We start from the raw sequence: 17,326 nt of genomic DNA on the forward strand, positions 1-17,326 counted from the left end.
TTTGAATTAATCCCCCTGATATCAGCCAAATGAACCATAAATTCCGTTCACATTAATTTGGATTTTTTCAGCAAATTACCTCATCGTTAACAGATTGTGTATCATCCTCCTTTTAATAAATACTGGAACCTGAACACGCTACAAGCCTTAATATTTAGCACTTTCCCGGACCAATTTTCCTTGGCATACCAAGAGGATATTATATAAATGTAAAACTATTTTATTGTACAGAAATTTACAATCACTTCAGGGCCCGCATTCCTGCCTTTGCCTTGGTAATCAAATTCAATAAGGTTTTCACCTTCTGCCACTTTAAAATATCCCTCGTCTATGATAACCTCATTCGTAATTTGAAGGTCCTCGGAAAAATGTTTATAAGTATCGTTTCCTTTATTTATAATAAAATCACCTGGTTCCAATGTAAACGGCAAGACAATTTTTTTTGATCCTACCTTTAAGTAGATACCTTTTACACTTTCATTCGATTCTTTAGGAAGACGAATTACGAATTGCATTTTTTGCTTGGGTCCTGCACAAAAATATTTCCAAATAGCAGCCGTGGGCTGTCCTGGTTCCGTAGTCATATTTGTATGCCTATAATCTAAAGATACAGGAGCTTCTGGACTGCTTTTTAATATTGAAGATGGCAAACTATTAAAATCATGTTCTCCTTGAGTTCTTCCTCCTTCAGGGGCCCACGATTCAATAAAAACTAAACTCACACCCCCCTTATTTTGCTCCAAACCATAAAAAGTATACGGATCACGAAGTTTTTCTTTCTGCGCTTCTGTAAAAAGGCCTTCCATTCTTGCATTTTCCCATTTTTTAATTTCTGCTAAAATGGAATTAGCTTCTTTATTAATTTCTTCAATATTAGGGCTAATGTAAAAATCCACGCCCGCATCGTAACCAGCACACAAGCCCATTACCCATTCAATATCCTTTTTTGTAGTTTTTGCATTGATACTAAATTGTCCCATTTTGCGAGGTAACAAGTCTTCTTTTAAGGCTTGTTGGACACTTAATCTATGGTCTAAATGTGCTTCCCTAAAATTATCGGATGTCCATGGTTCGCCCCAACTTTCATTCGCAAAGTAATGCCAACCAAAATGTGTAACATCCGATGAATTCGCTACAATATTTGGTTCCTTTAAATGATCAAAGAAAACTTTTACAAAGCGATCACTTCCATAGCGTCCGTGTCCAGAAGCAAGCCCACCTTCAATACCATCAAAACTAATTCTCATCAGATTAGCTTCATTAAAGAATTTAGCTAGATTTTTCGCCATTTGATCTTGCAAGTTTATATCTGGGAAAAATACTTTGTAACCATGGGACATTAGTCTACTTACCTTTTCTCCTTTTTTGTGTTTAACCGCTTTAGTACCAAAGGCACCGCGCTTACAATCCTTTAAGACCAATTTTCCTTCGGCAGTTGCAAAAGAATACTCTATAATTTCATCCCCAATTCGAACCGCCGTATGCTCGCGCCACCTTGGATTAACTTTATCAATATTTGGTTCATAATATGCTGGGCGTACCTGCTCATCTTGCAATAACAATTCAATATCAGCAACAGAAATGCTTTTTTCTAATTTTGTGATTCCAGCCAAAACTAGACCCGGATCAGGTTTAGGAGTAACTAATGGATCGTTAGTCGTAATAAAGTTTGTTAATGTATGAACTCCAAGATTTATACCATGCTTTTCAGCTTTATCGGAACACTCCCTAACCGATTGATAACCATTGGGAAATTCTTTATCGTCCAATATAAAAGTTCCCCATGTTTTAAAAATGCCACCATGATAGACAGATGAAATACCCGCTTTTTCCGCAACATCGATACAGGCTTCAATGTTGTTCACATTGTAAGACATAATGAATTTTGACGAACTAGAGTATTTCGAAACTTTATTCCAGACATTTTTGGTTTTAATGTAAGGTAGGTCTTCGTTTAAAACGATTTCCTCCACAACTTCCAATAATTTACTGGAAGGCACGCAATAGAAAGCAAATTTGGCACCTACTATTTCAGCATCGCTATCCTTAACAGGTACTGCCTGTCCTAACTTTTGCTCCCAATTATCTACAGTTTGGAATCTGGAGCGATCACGGACAAAACCAGTTAAGCTTGCACCTCCTTCAATTTTCTTGGCAGCATTTCCAAATCTTTCTCTCGTTGCAATTTCAAATCCACCACGACTTTTAAGATTTAATCCCATAAATCCGATAGCCGTATTATCATCATAGGCTATCCCGATGGATTGACCTATTTTTTCTGAAGGCAAGACATCATAGGGTCCCCAAATAACTTGATCAATCAATTTCCCTCCTTTAATTTTAACAATTTCAAAGGTTAAATAGTTATTTTTACTATTAATATTTACACTGATTTCGGCACCTAGTTCCTTAAATTTTAATTTCAATATCTCTCCTTCACGTTTCCAGCTTGTAATAGGATAATTTACACTTTTACTTTGAACGGTTAATAGAGATTTACTATAACCTTGAATTAATAGGTTTTTACCTGTTTCCTTCTCTAATAATTCCGTTAATTTACCTTGGTTATCTAGGGTTAATTTGACAAATTCATTTTCAAGAAATCCCTTGTCCTGAGAATTGGCATAGGCAATTATACATACTGTAGATAAAAAAATCCAAAATAGTTTGATCATAATTTTATATTGTACTTATAAGATTCTTAATTGCTTATATTTTTTAATAAATAACACATATTGTTATCAAAGTTCCATGACTTTCATTTAATTGAGATAGAAAAACAAAACCCTTCCAGACGGTCTGTTTGGAATTATACTTTGATTTCTAGCTCACTATTTTTCAAATTTGCTACTCGCTTTCACCTTTTCCCATACAGGCAACAAATGTCTTGTATTGTAAAAAGAGGCTGTAAAATTACAGCCCCTTTTTTTAAACAACTCACTCAATACTAGTATAACTCAACAATCAACTCAATAAATTACATTTCTTATTGCAATGGGTCAAAATCCCCTCCAGGCCAACCTGCAGTTTGCTGTAGATTTGGGTTTTTATTTAAATCATCCTGAGGGATATCATAAAAGTAATAATTGTCCAAATAATTGATTGGATCACCATCGGCATCAACACTTCCAAAGCGTTCCAAACTTCTTAACTTTGTACTGAAATAGGTATTATAAACGGCTGGGTCATCTAAATTGATACTACCATCTAAGACACCAGCTTCCAATACTTTCCTGTCATCTAAAATTTCAGCAGTTGGGCTAAGGGCATCAAAAGCAGCTGTCCTAAGGATTTCATACCCAAATCTGTGCGAGCCATTAAGTGTTTCATACATTCTACGCCTTCTTAAGTCTGCTGATCTCTTACCTTCAAAAACCAATTCCAACCTTCTTTCGAGCATAATGGCATCACGTAGTTGATCTTGGCTCATTCCAGCTTGTAATCCGTACAGGTTATCGCCACCGGCTTCAATACCTGCTCGAGAACGAATTTGTGTCAGAACCTCATACGCTACGCCGGAATTGGAAATCTCATTTGCTGCCTCCGCTAAATTTAACAGCACTTCCGCAAAACGAATTTCGATCCAATCTGTAGGTGAGCTCAAACTGGCAGCTCCACCTTCCAAAGTTCCATCCACTGCTTTCCTACAATTAAAACTGGTTGCTGTGATTCTCGAGTTTGCTTGCCCTTCAATAGCACTTTCTTGAAAAGTCCATTCCAAATCACTTGTCCTATTCGGTGCTGGGTTGTTCAATGGCCATATTGATCCGTTCCAAGCAATGGTAGCTTCAAATCTTGGGTCTCGGTTTACCCAAAGTGCGGTAGGGTCATAGGAATAGGCAGATGTTAAATCATCAATTGCTTTACCATCTTTCATAGGAAATGCATCTACCAATTGCACAGTCGGCTTGTCATAAGACTCCCCATTGGTCCCAACTATAAAAGGACGACATCCGGCCTCTCTATTGTGTGGTCTATCCAAAGAATAGTTTTTTACCATAATAGCCTCTACGTTACTAGTCCCTTCTTCAAACCACAGTCCGGCATAATCTGGATGTAACCCTTTACCAATAGATTCCAGATAAGTTTTAGCAGCATTATTCGCATCGAAAGCGGCTTGCCAACGCCCTTTATCCTGGGCTGGATCAAATTGCTCACTAGCATAGTGCAACAACACCCTACCCTTAAAGGCCATAGCTGCTCCCTTGGTTATCCTACCATAATCCGATGAATCATAACTATCCGGCAAATCGATCATAGCTGCATCCAAATCCAAAAGTATTTGACTCATACACTCTGACGTCTTATTTCTAGGCACTTGAAGTGCTGGGACATCAGTTTGGTCCTTTACTTCGAGTACTAAGGGCACACCCCCATATGTGGACACCAATTTAAAATACAGATATGCCCTAAAAAACAAGGCCTGTGCCTTCATCAGGTCTTGATCTTCTATGCTGATACTTCCAGTACCTACATCCCTTAACAAAAGGTTAATGTCCTTAATAGTACTATAGCTCCCCGAATAACGTCCTTGTGAACTGGGTGAAGCTTCTCCATACATTAGGGCATCCGGGCCTTGGGCATCATCGGTCATTCTCGAGGCATTAACATCCCATCCTGGCAAGGCTCCTAAATAAATGTTATTTAAAAAACCCTCCGCAAGATGTTCGTCGTTCCAAATAACATCCGAACTAATTGCACCTAAATCCTTTTTATCCAATACGTCTTCACTACATTGCAAAAACAGTAACGAACACAGTATCCAAATTTTACTTATATTTTTTGCTTTCATCATACTATTTTTTAAAATGTAACATTGATTCCTAAACTGTAAGTTTTATTCACAGGAATACCTCTCCCGATTGTTTCCGGATCAAACTGATCGATCTTACTATAAATCATAAATAAATTTGTACCATTAGCAAATAAATTGATCCGTTCTGCCCCAACTTTTGAGGCTATATTATCAGGAATATCATAACCTAAATTTACATTTTTCAACCTTAAATAATCTGCATCCTGTAGCCAAAAGCTTGAATTGTCACCAGCTGAAGGTGACCCAAACCTTGGCAATGCGCCATTGACATTAGTTGGGCTCCAAGCATCCAACCACTGGGTATGAGAAGAGTTTCCAATATCCCCAAATTGAAAAATATTGTTGGCAGGCTGGTATCTTTGATGTCCTGCAAATCCTTGTGCAAAAGTTTGCAGAGTGAATCGTTTATAATTAAGATTAAGTCTAATCCCGTAATTTATTGGGGGGCTAGAAGCCGAGCCTATATAACTTCGGTCATTGCCATCAATAACACCATCGGGTGTATTCCCTTCTGGGTCAACTTGGGGATTTCCCCTTAAATCCCTATAATACAAGGCACCAATTTGAGGATCTGCTCCGTTCATTTTATAACCAGAAGCTATCAAGGCATCCAATTGCGCTTGATCCCGAATGATACCCAATGAAGTGTACCCAAATAACCTACTGGTACCATGCCCATTTAACAATTCATACGGTCTACGTGTTTCTGGCTCATCCAAGGTTGCGTATTCGTCCTTGGCATATCCTAAATTAAAGCCAATGTCATAATAAAAATCATCCCCGAACTTATCCTTATAGGAAGTAACCATTTCAAAACCCTTAATATTTATACCTCCGTAGTTAGTTGGCCCTAAAGTTAAACCTGAAGAGCTTGGAATAAATAATTGCCTGCTACCATACAAGTCGGTTTTCTTATTACTGAAGAAATCAAAAGAAGCTGATAATCGGCTCTTCAATAATTGAAAATCCAACCCTAAGTTAAAGGAACTCTGTTTCTCCCAGGTAATGAACAAATCTGGCTGTGCACCGATTACCGCTGAATTGGATATAGATTCATTTTCTCCAAAAACGGGTCCTAATCCCCCAACGTTATAACTTTGTATGTAAGGAAAGTTAGAATTACCAACATCATCATTTCCAGTGGTACCAAATGAAGCCCTCACTTTAAAGAAATTAATAAAATCTACTTTACTAGTGAAAAATTCCTCTTCGGTAACGATCCATCCTAAGGAAACGGAAGGAAAAAAGCCCCAGCGTTCGTCTTCTGCAAATTTTGTAGACCCATCATATCTAAATGATGAATTTAAAAATAGCTTTTCTTTATAGTTATACCCCAAACCACCAATGTAGGAAGCTCTACCGAATTCTGCCCCACCACCATTGGCAAATTGACTTTCAACGGCAGGGTCTGTAGCAAATAATTGGGTTACAAATTCGGTTTGCAAACCTCTTCTTCTGGCCCAAAAATTCCTATCATTTCTTTCCCATGCCTCATAAATTAGAAATGCATTTACATTATGATCGGTACCAAAGGTATTTTCGTACCCAATTCGAGCGTTAAACTGATATGAATCTTCCTCTGCCGTTCTTTCTTCCAAGCTGTCAGAATCAGCCCCATCATCACTACGCACCCGCACTCCAAGAACCTCATCCGTTAGTAAAAATCTATTGTTAGGGTCTACTCCAAATGTAACATCTTCCACCACTTTTCTTAAAAGTGTTTCATCGGTTCTTATATTAAGTTTGTTATAGGTAGCACCCAGTGTGAGTCCATCTAAAAATGGTACCTTATAGTTTAAATCTATTATAGTTCCCATGTTTCTGGAAGTGCGTTCTCTATTTCCAGCACCTCCATCTGCTAAATGAACAGGATTCCAACCATTGAAGTTGGCCACATATTCGCCATTATGAACCCCTGGGCCCCATGCCCCGGTCCTATTCGCGGTCCTATAGAAGTCCCCAAAATCTTCATCACTTCCATTCCATCTCCAATAAAATTCATCTCGGACATCGTTATTGGTATTCATATTAATGGATACATTTAAATCCTCTGTAATATCTGCTGATACTTTGGCCCTAAAGTTTGTCTTTTTATAGGACAATTTGCTAAAATCCCCTGTCTGTTTAACATAGGACCCTGACATAAAATAGTTGATTTTTTCAGAGCCTCCGGACGCTGTAATTGCCACTCTATTTAAAAGAGGATCTGTAGCCGATTGCTCCGCAAATGAACCCCAATCGTTTGCTCTCAGGTAGTCCATTTCCGCCTGACTAAATCTACTGGGGTCATCTTGAGGTACACCATTAAAATCTCTCTGTGCCTCAATAATCCCTGCCTGTTGAAAAGCAGTTGTCATAGGGGGAACATTTGTTGGTTCGGTTGTACCAACAGTTGATGTAACGTTTATAACTGTTTTACCTGATTTCCCAGAATGTGTATTTACCAATACCACACCATTCGCTGCCCTTGCCCCGTAAACCGCAGCGGAAGCCGCATCCTTTAACACAGTTACATTCGCTACTTCACTAACATCCAGGGCGTCAAAAATTGACTTGGACGCAATTACATTGTCTATTACATACAGCGGTTCATTACTCCCGGCAAACTGTCCAGATGTTGCTCCCCTTACAATAATTCGTGATGTACTTCCCGGCTTACCATTGGACTGTGCTATATTTACTCCAGCCAATCTACCCGCAATGGCGTTACCCAATGAGGTTGCCGGAATCTCATTTAATTCCTCAGTACTTACAGTAACGACCGAACTGGTCAACTCCCTCTTGATTGTGGTGCCATATCCCACAACAACTACTTCATCTAAAGAATTGATATCTTCTTCCATGGTGACATTTAAGGTAGTTGCGCTGCCAACTTCATGGTCTATGCTCTTTAGTCCCAGATAAGAGAACCGTAGTATATCGCCTTGGTTAGCCGAAATACTGTAATTCCCATCAAAATCGGATTGGGTACCGTTAGAAGTACCTATTACCAATACGTTTACTCCAGGTAAGGGAGAGCCAGTGTCATCCGTTATAGTTCCGGAAATTGTTTGTTGCACTATTTCCAGTGACCCATTGGTCAGCGGATTGCCCATCATAGAAATTGATGTGAATGCAAGTAGCAGTAGGGGAAATATCTTTACCCAACTTGCACCGATCTTTTTGTGCCTTTTTAAGTTTTTTAATTTCATTCTTAAGGTTTTGTTTGTTAGTTATTCCTTTAATTGAATATTCATATTTCAGAATATCTCTGACCAGTTAGTCATTGGGGATTATTATCCATCCAAAAAAAATTAAACCATAAATCATACTTTTTTTAATTAGTTAGTTTTTTAACACTATTAGTTAGAATCGAATATCCGTTTGGATTATCCACTACGATGTTAACATATAATTAACTGTTAGTCGACCTAAAGGGAGTATTGAGACAAGGAAATATTGAAAAAAATAGTCCTAATGAGCATTAGGACATGGTAAAACCATTGCTATAGCAAGACAATTATGCAAGATAAAACACACCAAATTGATTCTATGGGATAAAAAAACGCGAATTCTTATACTTCAGGACTCTATTCAAGGACTATGCCCAGGGCACTAGGGTTATTGAAGTTTTTATGAAATGTGAATTTACAAAGTAAGCCCTCATTCTAAAAAGATCTTGGAAAATTAAAAAATGTTATAATGTTACGGCAATTGCATTACCTAAGATGTCCCAGTTTATCACTAACTGCTTTGATCTGTTCGAAATGGCCAGGGAGAATCTCTCCCTTGGAATCGGTTACCACCTCAAGGCACAATACACCATTATTATCAACAATAGTAGCGGCCTTGTTCACCAAAGAATCGGTAATAAACTGTTGCCCATGACCACCCCATTTTTCACCTAAATAGGTAAATAAGAACCATTGCACACCATCTTCTGCCCATCTACTTGAAGGATACTCATCAATGGTAGATTTTTCACCTGAAGTATAATCATCATAAGGAGTATTGCCATGAATCTTTCCAAAACCACTGTTATAAGTAACAATACTATTTTTGTTCCCTGCCTTTGCAGCCAAGGTATGGGTACTTATATTGTGTTTAAGGGACATGTCCATACGGGTACTTCTAATATCGTTCCATGAATACAACCCATCAAACCACCATCCCTTAACTCCATCACCATAGCGTAAACTCCATTCCTCTATCATATTTTCCAATATGGGCTGATTAAATTGGCTTGTGGCCGAATCCTTTTGGAAAGCATATCTTAATTTCTCGGAAACATATTTATTGTTAACAGGAGGGTTACTAGGCAAGTACAGAATTAATGGAATTTTATATTTTTTCAAGGCTATTATTAAATCCATAGGCAAATCCCTTTTGGAACATAATTTACCGGCCTCCATTCCTACAGCTTTATCAAATGCTTTATTTGGAGAACAATAATATCCAGAGTTTTGACCCAAGGTAAACATCACAAAACCGGCCCCAGCTTCATTGACCTGACTAGCAAAATTATCCACATTAAAACTATCTACTGTCTCGTTCCATTCATCGGCTCCACCTACAGGGATGATAGCCTCTTTTAAATAATGCACCATTACACCAAAACCGGCCTCCTTAAACCAGTCCGTGTTGGTGTTCCACTTAAATCCTACTGGTTGGGATGATATTACAGAGACGCTTACTTTTTTATCACTTTTTTGCTCTTTATAGGTGATTTCACATTTGATGAAATTACCCACGTAGGAGGTGAGCAAAATAATTTCATTGGTCCAAATCCCTGGCAATTGGTTCCATTCACCGTTTTGTGAGGAAGAGATGTACCATGAATATTCAGGATTTTCAATTTGCCCTGGGATATCCCCTTGAAGACTTATAACATTCTTTGCAAACAAATCGCCAGAAAATATCATATTGATTTTTTCTGTTTTTTTACATGAGGATAACATAATTAATAAAATCACCAGAGTCCAATATCTTTTTTTCATGTTTTGAGTTTATTTATGAGGTTATGAATGGGTAGAATTATTTTAATATCTAATTCGTTATTCGAACATCATTTGACGTAATTCTTTAAGGTGATAACCCTCGTAATATTTTAGTTGATTATCAATTCACTAGATACTCCTAAATCCATCACATCTGTAACATAAAGAAAGCCCATAACATAACCTTCTTGCGGGATGGGACTTACTATCCCACCCCCTGAAATCTTTGCTGGAATAGAATTCCAGGTTCGATTTGCATTTATATTAAGAGTGTCATTGGTATAATAAAAATTTGCATTTTTTAGGGTTACCTTACTATCGTAATCAAATTTTATAACGGAGTCCCATTTTTCTATACCAGTGATTTTAGCCAGGGGAATACTCCCTTTAAAAATTGAGTTAAAGAAGGCCGCTATTTCGCGAGGTCTCCACCCGACTGGATGGTCATGACCCATGTTAGGAGTAATCCTAACGAACCTGTTTTTCTCTGGAATCAGCTTTGTGGTTTTATCGAATGGAACAATATCAAAACAACCGTCTTTGTTCCCATTAATAAAAAGGGTTGGGCATTGGGAAAACGGCAAATAATTTTTGGGATCTATTTTACTCATCCAAAGGGACTTTTCTTCCTTGGTCAAATTCTTGAAATACTTCTTAAATATTATCTCGTCATGAAATGCACAACCATAGACAGGCGCAGCAGCTTTAAAACGATTATCGATTCCTGATACAATACAGGTTTGAAAACCACCCCAGCTAATACCCGTAACAGCAGTTTTATTATTTTCAACCTCCGGAAAACTAAGCAGAAGGGAATGAGCCAATATAGCAATTCCTGCCGTTCTATACCCCCTTACGACTTTGGGGCCCTGAGCAATCGAATCATAGATTATGGCAAGTCGCTCCTCCAAGGTATTCAATACAGGACCCCTTCCAAGCTGCAATTTGGTATTCCCGTAATCACAGGTTATTGCTGCATACCCTTCATGGGCCCAACGTTCCACCCACTCGCTCATAGCACTTTGATCACCACCCGAAATTAGAACAACACCTGGAAATGTATTTCCTTGATTTTTACCGGTTTTCAAAATATCCGGATTGGAATAATAGGCAAATACTTGGGTGCTCTTATCCTTATGATCTGGTCCCTTGAAAAGAATTTGTCTTACTCTAGAGGTACTATCCAAATAGGTAAATTCAGGTGTCTGCTGAAGAAGGTCCAAATCCCAAATCAAATCATTTACTTTTATCAAAGATTTATCAATAGTTGGGATTGGCAATATTTTTTCATTTTTACATGAAGCAAGCACTATGGCCACAAGTGTAAGGCAACAAATATTAAAAAAATAAAACGAAATATGATTTCCATCCATATTATACTCCCAACAATTAGTGATTTATGTCCTTAAACTAGGCCCAAAAAAAACCATTTTCTCAATCTTTGACCTAACCATATTCGATTTATATTTTATAAGTAGGTTCAGCCCCTCCTAAACGATATCATATAACAACTTAAGGTTATTTTAATTGGCAATCGACCTAAAGCAAGGAAAGAGACAAATTTGAATTCAAAATAATTATGAGACAAAACACATTTCCCCAAAAACTTAAATTATTGCACAATAAGTTGAGTCACCTTCATCAATAATCAATCTCTTGCCGTAGGCATGCTTTGATATTCACTTGGTGTTTTACCTGTTAAATTTTTAAAAATTCTATTAAAAGCAGATTTGGAGTTAAAGCCGCAATCGCCCCCAATAGAGGATAATGTTTGCTTTTGATAATTGGGATCTTTAAGTCTCTTTTTAACTTCTTCTACCCTGTAATGATTTATGTAATCATAAAAATTCTTGCCAATATAATCATTAAGCAGCAAGGACAAATGATTAGTACTAACTTCAATTTTTTCAGCCAATTGGGCAAGTCCCAGTTCCGAATCCAAATAAACCTTATCCATATCCATCAAAAGATTTAATTCCTTGATTTTTTCTAAATTTTCTACTTCCAAATTAGGGTCGATAGGCTTATGTGATTTTTTGATCTTCGGATTAATTTCTTTTGATTGGACACGACTTTTATGTTTTTTAAAGGCCAGCATACCAAAAATTAGAGACATAAGAAACAAAACAGCGATTCCAATTTTAACGATATTCTTGTCCATAAAATTAGCTCTCACAACAATATCAAGGTAAATGGGCTTCTCGTTCCAAACACCATCATTATTTGAAGCCTTTAAATAAAAACGGTAGCTTCCCGCCTTCAATTTAGAATACCTAGCACTTGGGTCTTTACCTGTTGTATATCTCCAACCCTCATCTAATCCTTCCAATTTAAAGGCATATTTATTGCGGAATGGCGATGCAAAAGACAAGGAGGTAAATTCAATTTGAAATCGATTATCTTTCCCAGGCAACCTTACAAAGGACCCAGAACTTAGCTGTTCACTTATTATTATGCTATCATCAAGCAATTGCCCAAATTCAATAACCTTACCATCAATCAACAAATCCAAAAAAACTGGCTCCGGAATAATTTTGTTAAATTTAAAATTGTTGGGATTAAAATAATTTATACCAGCGGCCCCTCCAAAAAAAAGAGTGCCATCTTTCGTGCTCCATCTAGCATTTTTCCTAAACTTTCCTTTCAGCACACCATCATAGGTGGAATAATTGGTAAAGGTTTCTGTGTTTGCGTTGAATTCTGAAAAACCCGTATTTGTTGCAACCCAAAGGTCACCTTCATTGTCCTCCAATATAGCATTTACTTCATTATCGGATAAGCCATCAATTTCAGTGTAACTTTGAAAATAGTAACCGTCATTAATATCCGATCTGCCGTCCTCTTTTAAAAGATTTAACCCAGCAGCCGAGGTGCCAAACCAAACACGTTTTTTAACATCCTCATAAATAACAAAAACCTCGTCGTTACTAATCGATTTAGGATCTGAAGGATTATGATTAAACCGAAGAAAATTCTTACTCCCTCCTTTTTCCTGTAACAAACTCACTCCTCCTCTATTCATTCCAATCCAAATTCTATGTTTGCTATCTTCGAACACGGAATAAACATCGTTCAAAGGCAAAGAATTGGTATTCAACTTGGAATATCCTAAATTTTCAAATGAATAATTAGTTTCGTTTTGTTCTATTAATAACGACAGTCCGCCTCCAGTACCAAACCACATTCTTCCCAAATGGTCTTCTAATATTGCTCGAACTGAAGAAGATGCAATACTCGTTACTTCGCTATCATTTTGAAGAAATTGCTTAAAAATATTGTATTTTTCATCAATCAAATATAATCCATTGTTCATGGTGGCAATCCACATCCTATCTTTTGAATCCCTATATATGCTTGTAACATAATCATTGTTCAGGGACTCAAACCCCTTGCTGCCCATATCCAAATGAGTTATCTTAGGATTGGAGTATCCATTTTCGAAATCTACACAATCTATTCCTTCACGTGTCCCGACCCAAAACGTACCGTCCCTATCCTGAAACATTGTTTGTACAAAACTACTCCGCAAACTATTCTTATTGCCAGGCAAATGAACCAAACTATTAAATCTATGTCTAGAATAATCATAATAATCCAACCCTTCTTGGGTCCCAACCCAAATAATATTTTCATTATCTACAAAAACATCATAGACATCATTACTACTTATAGACAAATGGTTTTCTGGATTTGCCAATAGTGATTCGAATACTCCGGTATCCCTTGTATATTTCAAAAGGCCATTTCCATAGCTACCAAAGAAAATATCCCCTTCAATATTTTCCGATATGGCATTTAAAGACTTGGATCTTTTAACTTCAATAAATCTATCCCTTTCCGATTGGTATCTTAGGATTTTATCTCCAAGGGTAATCCATACTTCTCCATAAGAATTGGTGAAAATTTCATCCAAGCCATAGACAGCCAATGAACCTATGTCATAATTCTTGATTATTGTGGCACTATCGTAATCAAAACGGACCAATCCCTTGTCCGTACCTACCCAGTAGGAGTTGTCAAAACCTTTGGCAACTGAAGCTATTCTATAACCCTTTAAAATTGGCACGATTTCCAGAGACTCAGAATCGATTACAAAATTTTCATTCTCCGTAGAAAGCCAAACCTTATTGGATCCATCGCAAAACAGTTGAAGGACGCTATTTTCCCCTATGGCATTCTGAATATTGAGGGTTGGGATTACCTCTAATGTTGTGGTATTGAGAACACTTAAGCCGGTTATGGTTCCAATCCATAGTTTATCTTCAGTAGCTGTTAAAGAATATATTTTATCACCAATGATTGTGGTACTGTCACCAGGGATATTCTTAAATATTTTGAATCGGTATCCATCATATCGATTAAGTCCGTTCTGAGTTCCAAACCATAAAAATCCATGGCTGTCTTTAACAATCCTTCGTACTTCATTATGGGAAAGCCCATCTACCGTTGTTATATGCTGAAATTTATATTCTTGGGACCAACCTACAAAAAAGGCTATCAAAAAAATAAAAATTAGAGCAGCATATTTTTTTTGCATCTTCATAATTACTTTTGAAAACAAGATACAATTTGTATTGCATTTTCAATACACGAGTCCAGCGAAATCAACCCTTAGTTATTAAAACTATTTTTTTTGAAAAATTTATATATGATTGGGCAAAATCTATATTAGTCGTCATTCTATGACCAACCACGAATATGAATTGGCAGGTATTTTGACATTCACTTTTATCTCATATTCCCTGTTCAGCCCATATTTTTTCAAAGGGCCGGCCTTTTCACGAACCAAAGCCGTTTTGGACAAACCTGAATAATATAGCGGTAGTTTTATTTCTCTAACTATTTCCTTATCCAATGGGTTAAAAACCATTACCAATCCTTTTTCTTTTAATTTCGGATTAACATGCATAAATCCATCCCAATCCTTTCCTGAAGGTCTTTTTAAATGAATAATATCACTATTTAAAATATCCCTATATTGTTTGTACCATTTAATTACCTTGGCAACTACAGCCTTGGTTTTTGGTGTGTCATATAACCTTGGACCCCTATAACATGCCTGCACTCCTGATCCATAATTTTGCATCATATGGTTTTCATAATCTAACAAGTGATCATTTAATGGCTCTAAAGTAGCAGCCTCCCCACCGCCATGATACTCTGTAAGTGGAACAAAAGTCCAGGACATGCTCGGAATTGTCTTCCATAGTCCGTCATATAAATTTTGTCTACCCAATACCAATTGCCTTGCCCTTGGAAGTGACCAATTAACTTCCCTATACCCTATTCCCGTTTTGTTGGTTCCTGAATTGATGTAAAAATCGGGGACATTCATATAAATACCTTGAGACCTCATCCACTTGTACAAACCCTGAATCTGGGCGTACTGTTTCCATTGGGAATCCTCCAAGCCATTATGGTGGGCATGAGACATTGAAGCACATACATTTCCAGGATATGAACCATCATTTTCAAAAACACTCATCCCTGTTTCATTAAAAAATGTTTTAATTTTTCTAAAATAATCATACCCCCAATCTGAACTTAAACAAGGTGAAGATCCAAAGATCATTCCCCCACGGGTTCCTGTTTCCGGATTTATTACATCCACCTCATCACTTATCCATCTACTGGATAATAATGAATAGCCGCCCAATTCAATACCCTTGGATTTTGCATAATCAACCAATTCCTTGAATTTAGCATAATATTCCGATGATTCTTTTTCCATATCCAAGCCACTTCCAAAACTTAAAATTATCATTTCATATCCAACTTCGGCACATTGGTCAACAGCGGTCTTTATTTTTGCGGGATCTGTAGATGTAAGATGAAGAAAAATAGGATTCTCAGTAGACCATGGTGAGATTGTCCTATACATTTTTCTAATAAACAACCCTTTCCGCTCCTTATCATAACTGTCAAATGGGGTCTCCCAAACCCTAAAAGTGGTAAGGGTATCTCCTATAGCAATGGCCGTATTTGGCCCTAACGGCGGTTTAACTTCCAACATTGCCGGTAATTGCATGGCATAATTGGTTTGTGATGTGTAGCGGGGGTCAGTCTCCCAAAAGGTAGTCTTATCAGAAGTTTTTTGTTGCATTGCCCCAAAGGCATAATCCGTTTCAATGTGGATATTTGGCTTATCAAAATACTTGGGAACATCTACAAGATTCTCCCCTTCTACCATTGCTAATTGCTCCAATTTAAACTCATTTAATTGAACCATTATATTGCCTTTATTTATTATCTCTATCCACTTACTAAGGGTGGGAATACCATCGTACAAAGCATAGTGGACTTTTACCAAAATATTATCCTTGGACAATGTAAAAATCAATTCCTTGCCCCTTGGCATATTGGAATTGGATGCCCAACGAACACGTTTCCATTCTAAGCGATCCGTAATTTCTTTGACTTCAAAATCTTGGATCAAAAAAGAATTCGGAGCCACCAAAAGGTCATCTACCCATTCCATTAATGTATAGCCGTACTCTGGTTGATCGCTCAACCCTCCTATAGTATACTCTTTGCCATCTATCACTAAAACACCTTCGTTGGAAACACTTCTTAAAAGACTCTCCCCTGTCATTTGATTTACATAATCAATGGTGGCCAAATTGGGAAACAATCTAAAAACCCTACCTATCAAACCATTGGATATAACAATATCTTTCCCATTGGAAGATCTGTAGACTTCGGCTTTGGCCTGATCATTATTGATTAGCCAATCATAATCCGGTTGCTGTAAAGGCATTTCAATTTCAGGAAGTTGAGTAATTGAACCCTTAAGTTTTGCACTTATTTCTTCTGATTGAACCGAACTTTCACCTTGATAATCGTAACCAACCATGATTGGAGGCACCTCAAAAAAATTAATTTGTGGATCAGCCCAAACAGCATGGTCACCGCTCACACCATCACCAGCATCCTCAACTACCATTTCAAGAATCCCTCCTTTTAATTTAATGTCCACGTCCTTCGCGGAATCACCTGCCCTCATAATTCCACTGTTATAAACTTCTTTGCCATTGTGAAGCAAAACAAATACTACACTACCATTATCTACTCCTCCGTTACGACTTTCAACACCAACAAATTGTTTTTCAGTATTGGTGATTTCATAATAAATGCGTTTTCCATCTGTCAATGGAATAGACGTAATTTGCTCCGATCCGTAATCTATTTTGGAGTCAATTATCCCCACCTTTGCCGTAAAGTGATGGCCATCATTAACTTTAATTTTCAGGCTAGATTGGGAATGAACTCCTACTCCTTTCTTAAACTTTACACCTGCTATTGACAACATTTCACCTGTTACAGCTTTATTCTTTACTGGAGAACTATAGGTTTGAAGCCCTAAAGAAATTTGCATTTCCCCAACATCAACAAAATTTTGAGCAGATGTTGCAACCGATGTTAGAATAATAAAAATGAACGATAATATTATCCCCTTAAATCTTATAACTTGAATCATACTTAATTGGTTATTTTATACTAAATATTGACGCCTTACCCATAGATATCTACACTG

The 17,326-nt window shown here is 37.3% G+C and carries 7 protein-coding genes; all 7 read right to left on the reverse strand.

All coding sequences use genetic code 11. From position 1 onward, the window contains the following. Nucleotides 1-215: 215 nt before the first annotated feature. Entirely contained in the window at nt 216-2,675 is a 2,460-nt protein-coding gene (locus CWD91_RS18940; protein ID WP_103442552.1) for a hypothetical protein, read from the reverse strand. Nucleotides 2,676-2,986: 311 nt separating this feature from the next. Further along, entirely contained in the window at nt 2,987-4,795 is a 1,809-nt protein-coding gene (locus CWD91_RS18945) for a RagB/SusD family nutrient uptake outer membrane protein (RefSeq protein WP_103442553.1), read from the reverse strand. An 8-nt stretch (nt 4,796-4,803) separates the two neighbouring features. Further along, nucleotides 4,804-8,007 (reverse strand): SusC/RagA family TonB-linked outer membrane protein, encoded by a 3,204-nt coding sequence (locus CWD91_RS18950; RefSeq protein ID WP_103442554.1) that lies wholly within the window; start codon nt 8,005-8,007, stop codon nt 4,804-4,806. Between the two features lie 507 nt (nt 8,008-8,514). Continuing rightward, nucleotides 8,515-9,792: an alpha-L-fucosidase gene (locus CWD91_RS18955; RefSeq protein ID WP_103442555.1), complete on the reverse strand. Its 1,278-nt coding sequence runs from the start codon at nt 9,790-9,792 to the stop codon at nt 8,515-8,517. Nucleotides 9,793-9,902: 110 nt separating this feature from the next. Continuing rightward, nucleotides 9,903-11,027: an alpha/beta hydrolase family protein gene (locus tag CWD91_RS18960; RefSeq protein WP_192877699.1), complete on the reverse strand. Its 1,125-nt coding sequence runs from the start codon at nt 11,025-11,027 to the stop codon at nt 9,903-9,905. A gap of 413 nt (nt 11,028-11,440) precedes the next feature. After that, on the reverse strand, nt 11,441-14,329 hold the full coding sequence (locus tag CWD91_RS18965; protein WP_192877700.1) for a two-component regulator propeller domain-containing protein: 2,889 nt from the start codon (nt 14,327-14,329) through the stop codon (nt 11,441-11,443). A gap of 138 nt (nt 14,330-14,467) precedes the next feature. Next, entirely contained in the window at nt 14,468-17,269 is a 2,802-nt protein-coding gene (locus tag CWD91_RS18970; protein WP_205164661.1) for an NPCBM/NEW2 domain-containing protein, read from the reverse strand. Nucleotides 17,270-17,326 lie beyond the last annotated feature (57 nt).

This window comes from Arenibacter hampyeongensis (assembly GCF_002909255.1).
Lineage (GTDB): Bacteria > Bacteroidota > Bacteroidia > Flavobacteriales > Flavobacteriaceae > Arenibacter > Arenibacter hampyeongensis.

What these genes read in the sequence shown, in the direction of transcription:
- CWD91_RS18940 (WP_103442552.1), bottom strand. Translation starts at nt 2,675, where the DNA reads ATGATCAAACTATTTTGGATTTTTTTATCTACAGTATGTATAATTGCC.
- CWD91_RS18970 (WP_205164661.1), bottom strand. Translation starts at nt 17,269, where the DNA reads ATGATTCAAGTTATAAGATTTAAGGGGATAATATTATCGTTCATTTTT.
- CWD91_RS18945 (WP_103442553.1), bottom strand. Translation starts at nt 4,795, where the DNA reads ATGATGAAAGCAAAAAATATAAGTAAAATTTGGATACTGTGTTCGTTA.
- CWD91_RS18965 (WP_192877700.1), bottom strand. Translation starts at nt 14,329, where the DNA reads ATGCAAAAAAAATATGCTGCTCTAATTTTTATTTTTTTGATAGCCTTT.
- CWD91_RS18950 (WP_103442554.1), bottom strand. Translation starts at nt 8,007, where the DNA reads ATGAAATTAAAAAACTTAAAAAGGCACAAAAAGATCGGTGCAAGTTGG.
- CWD91_RS18955 (WP_103442555.1), bottom strand. Translation starts at nt 9,792, where the DNA reads ATGAAAAAAAGATATTGGACTCTGGTGATTTTATTAATTATGTTATCC.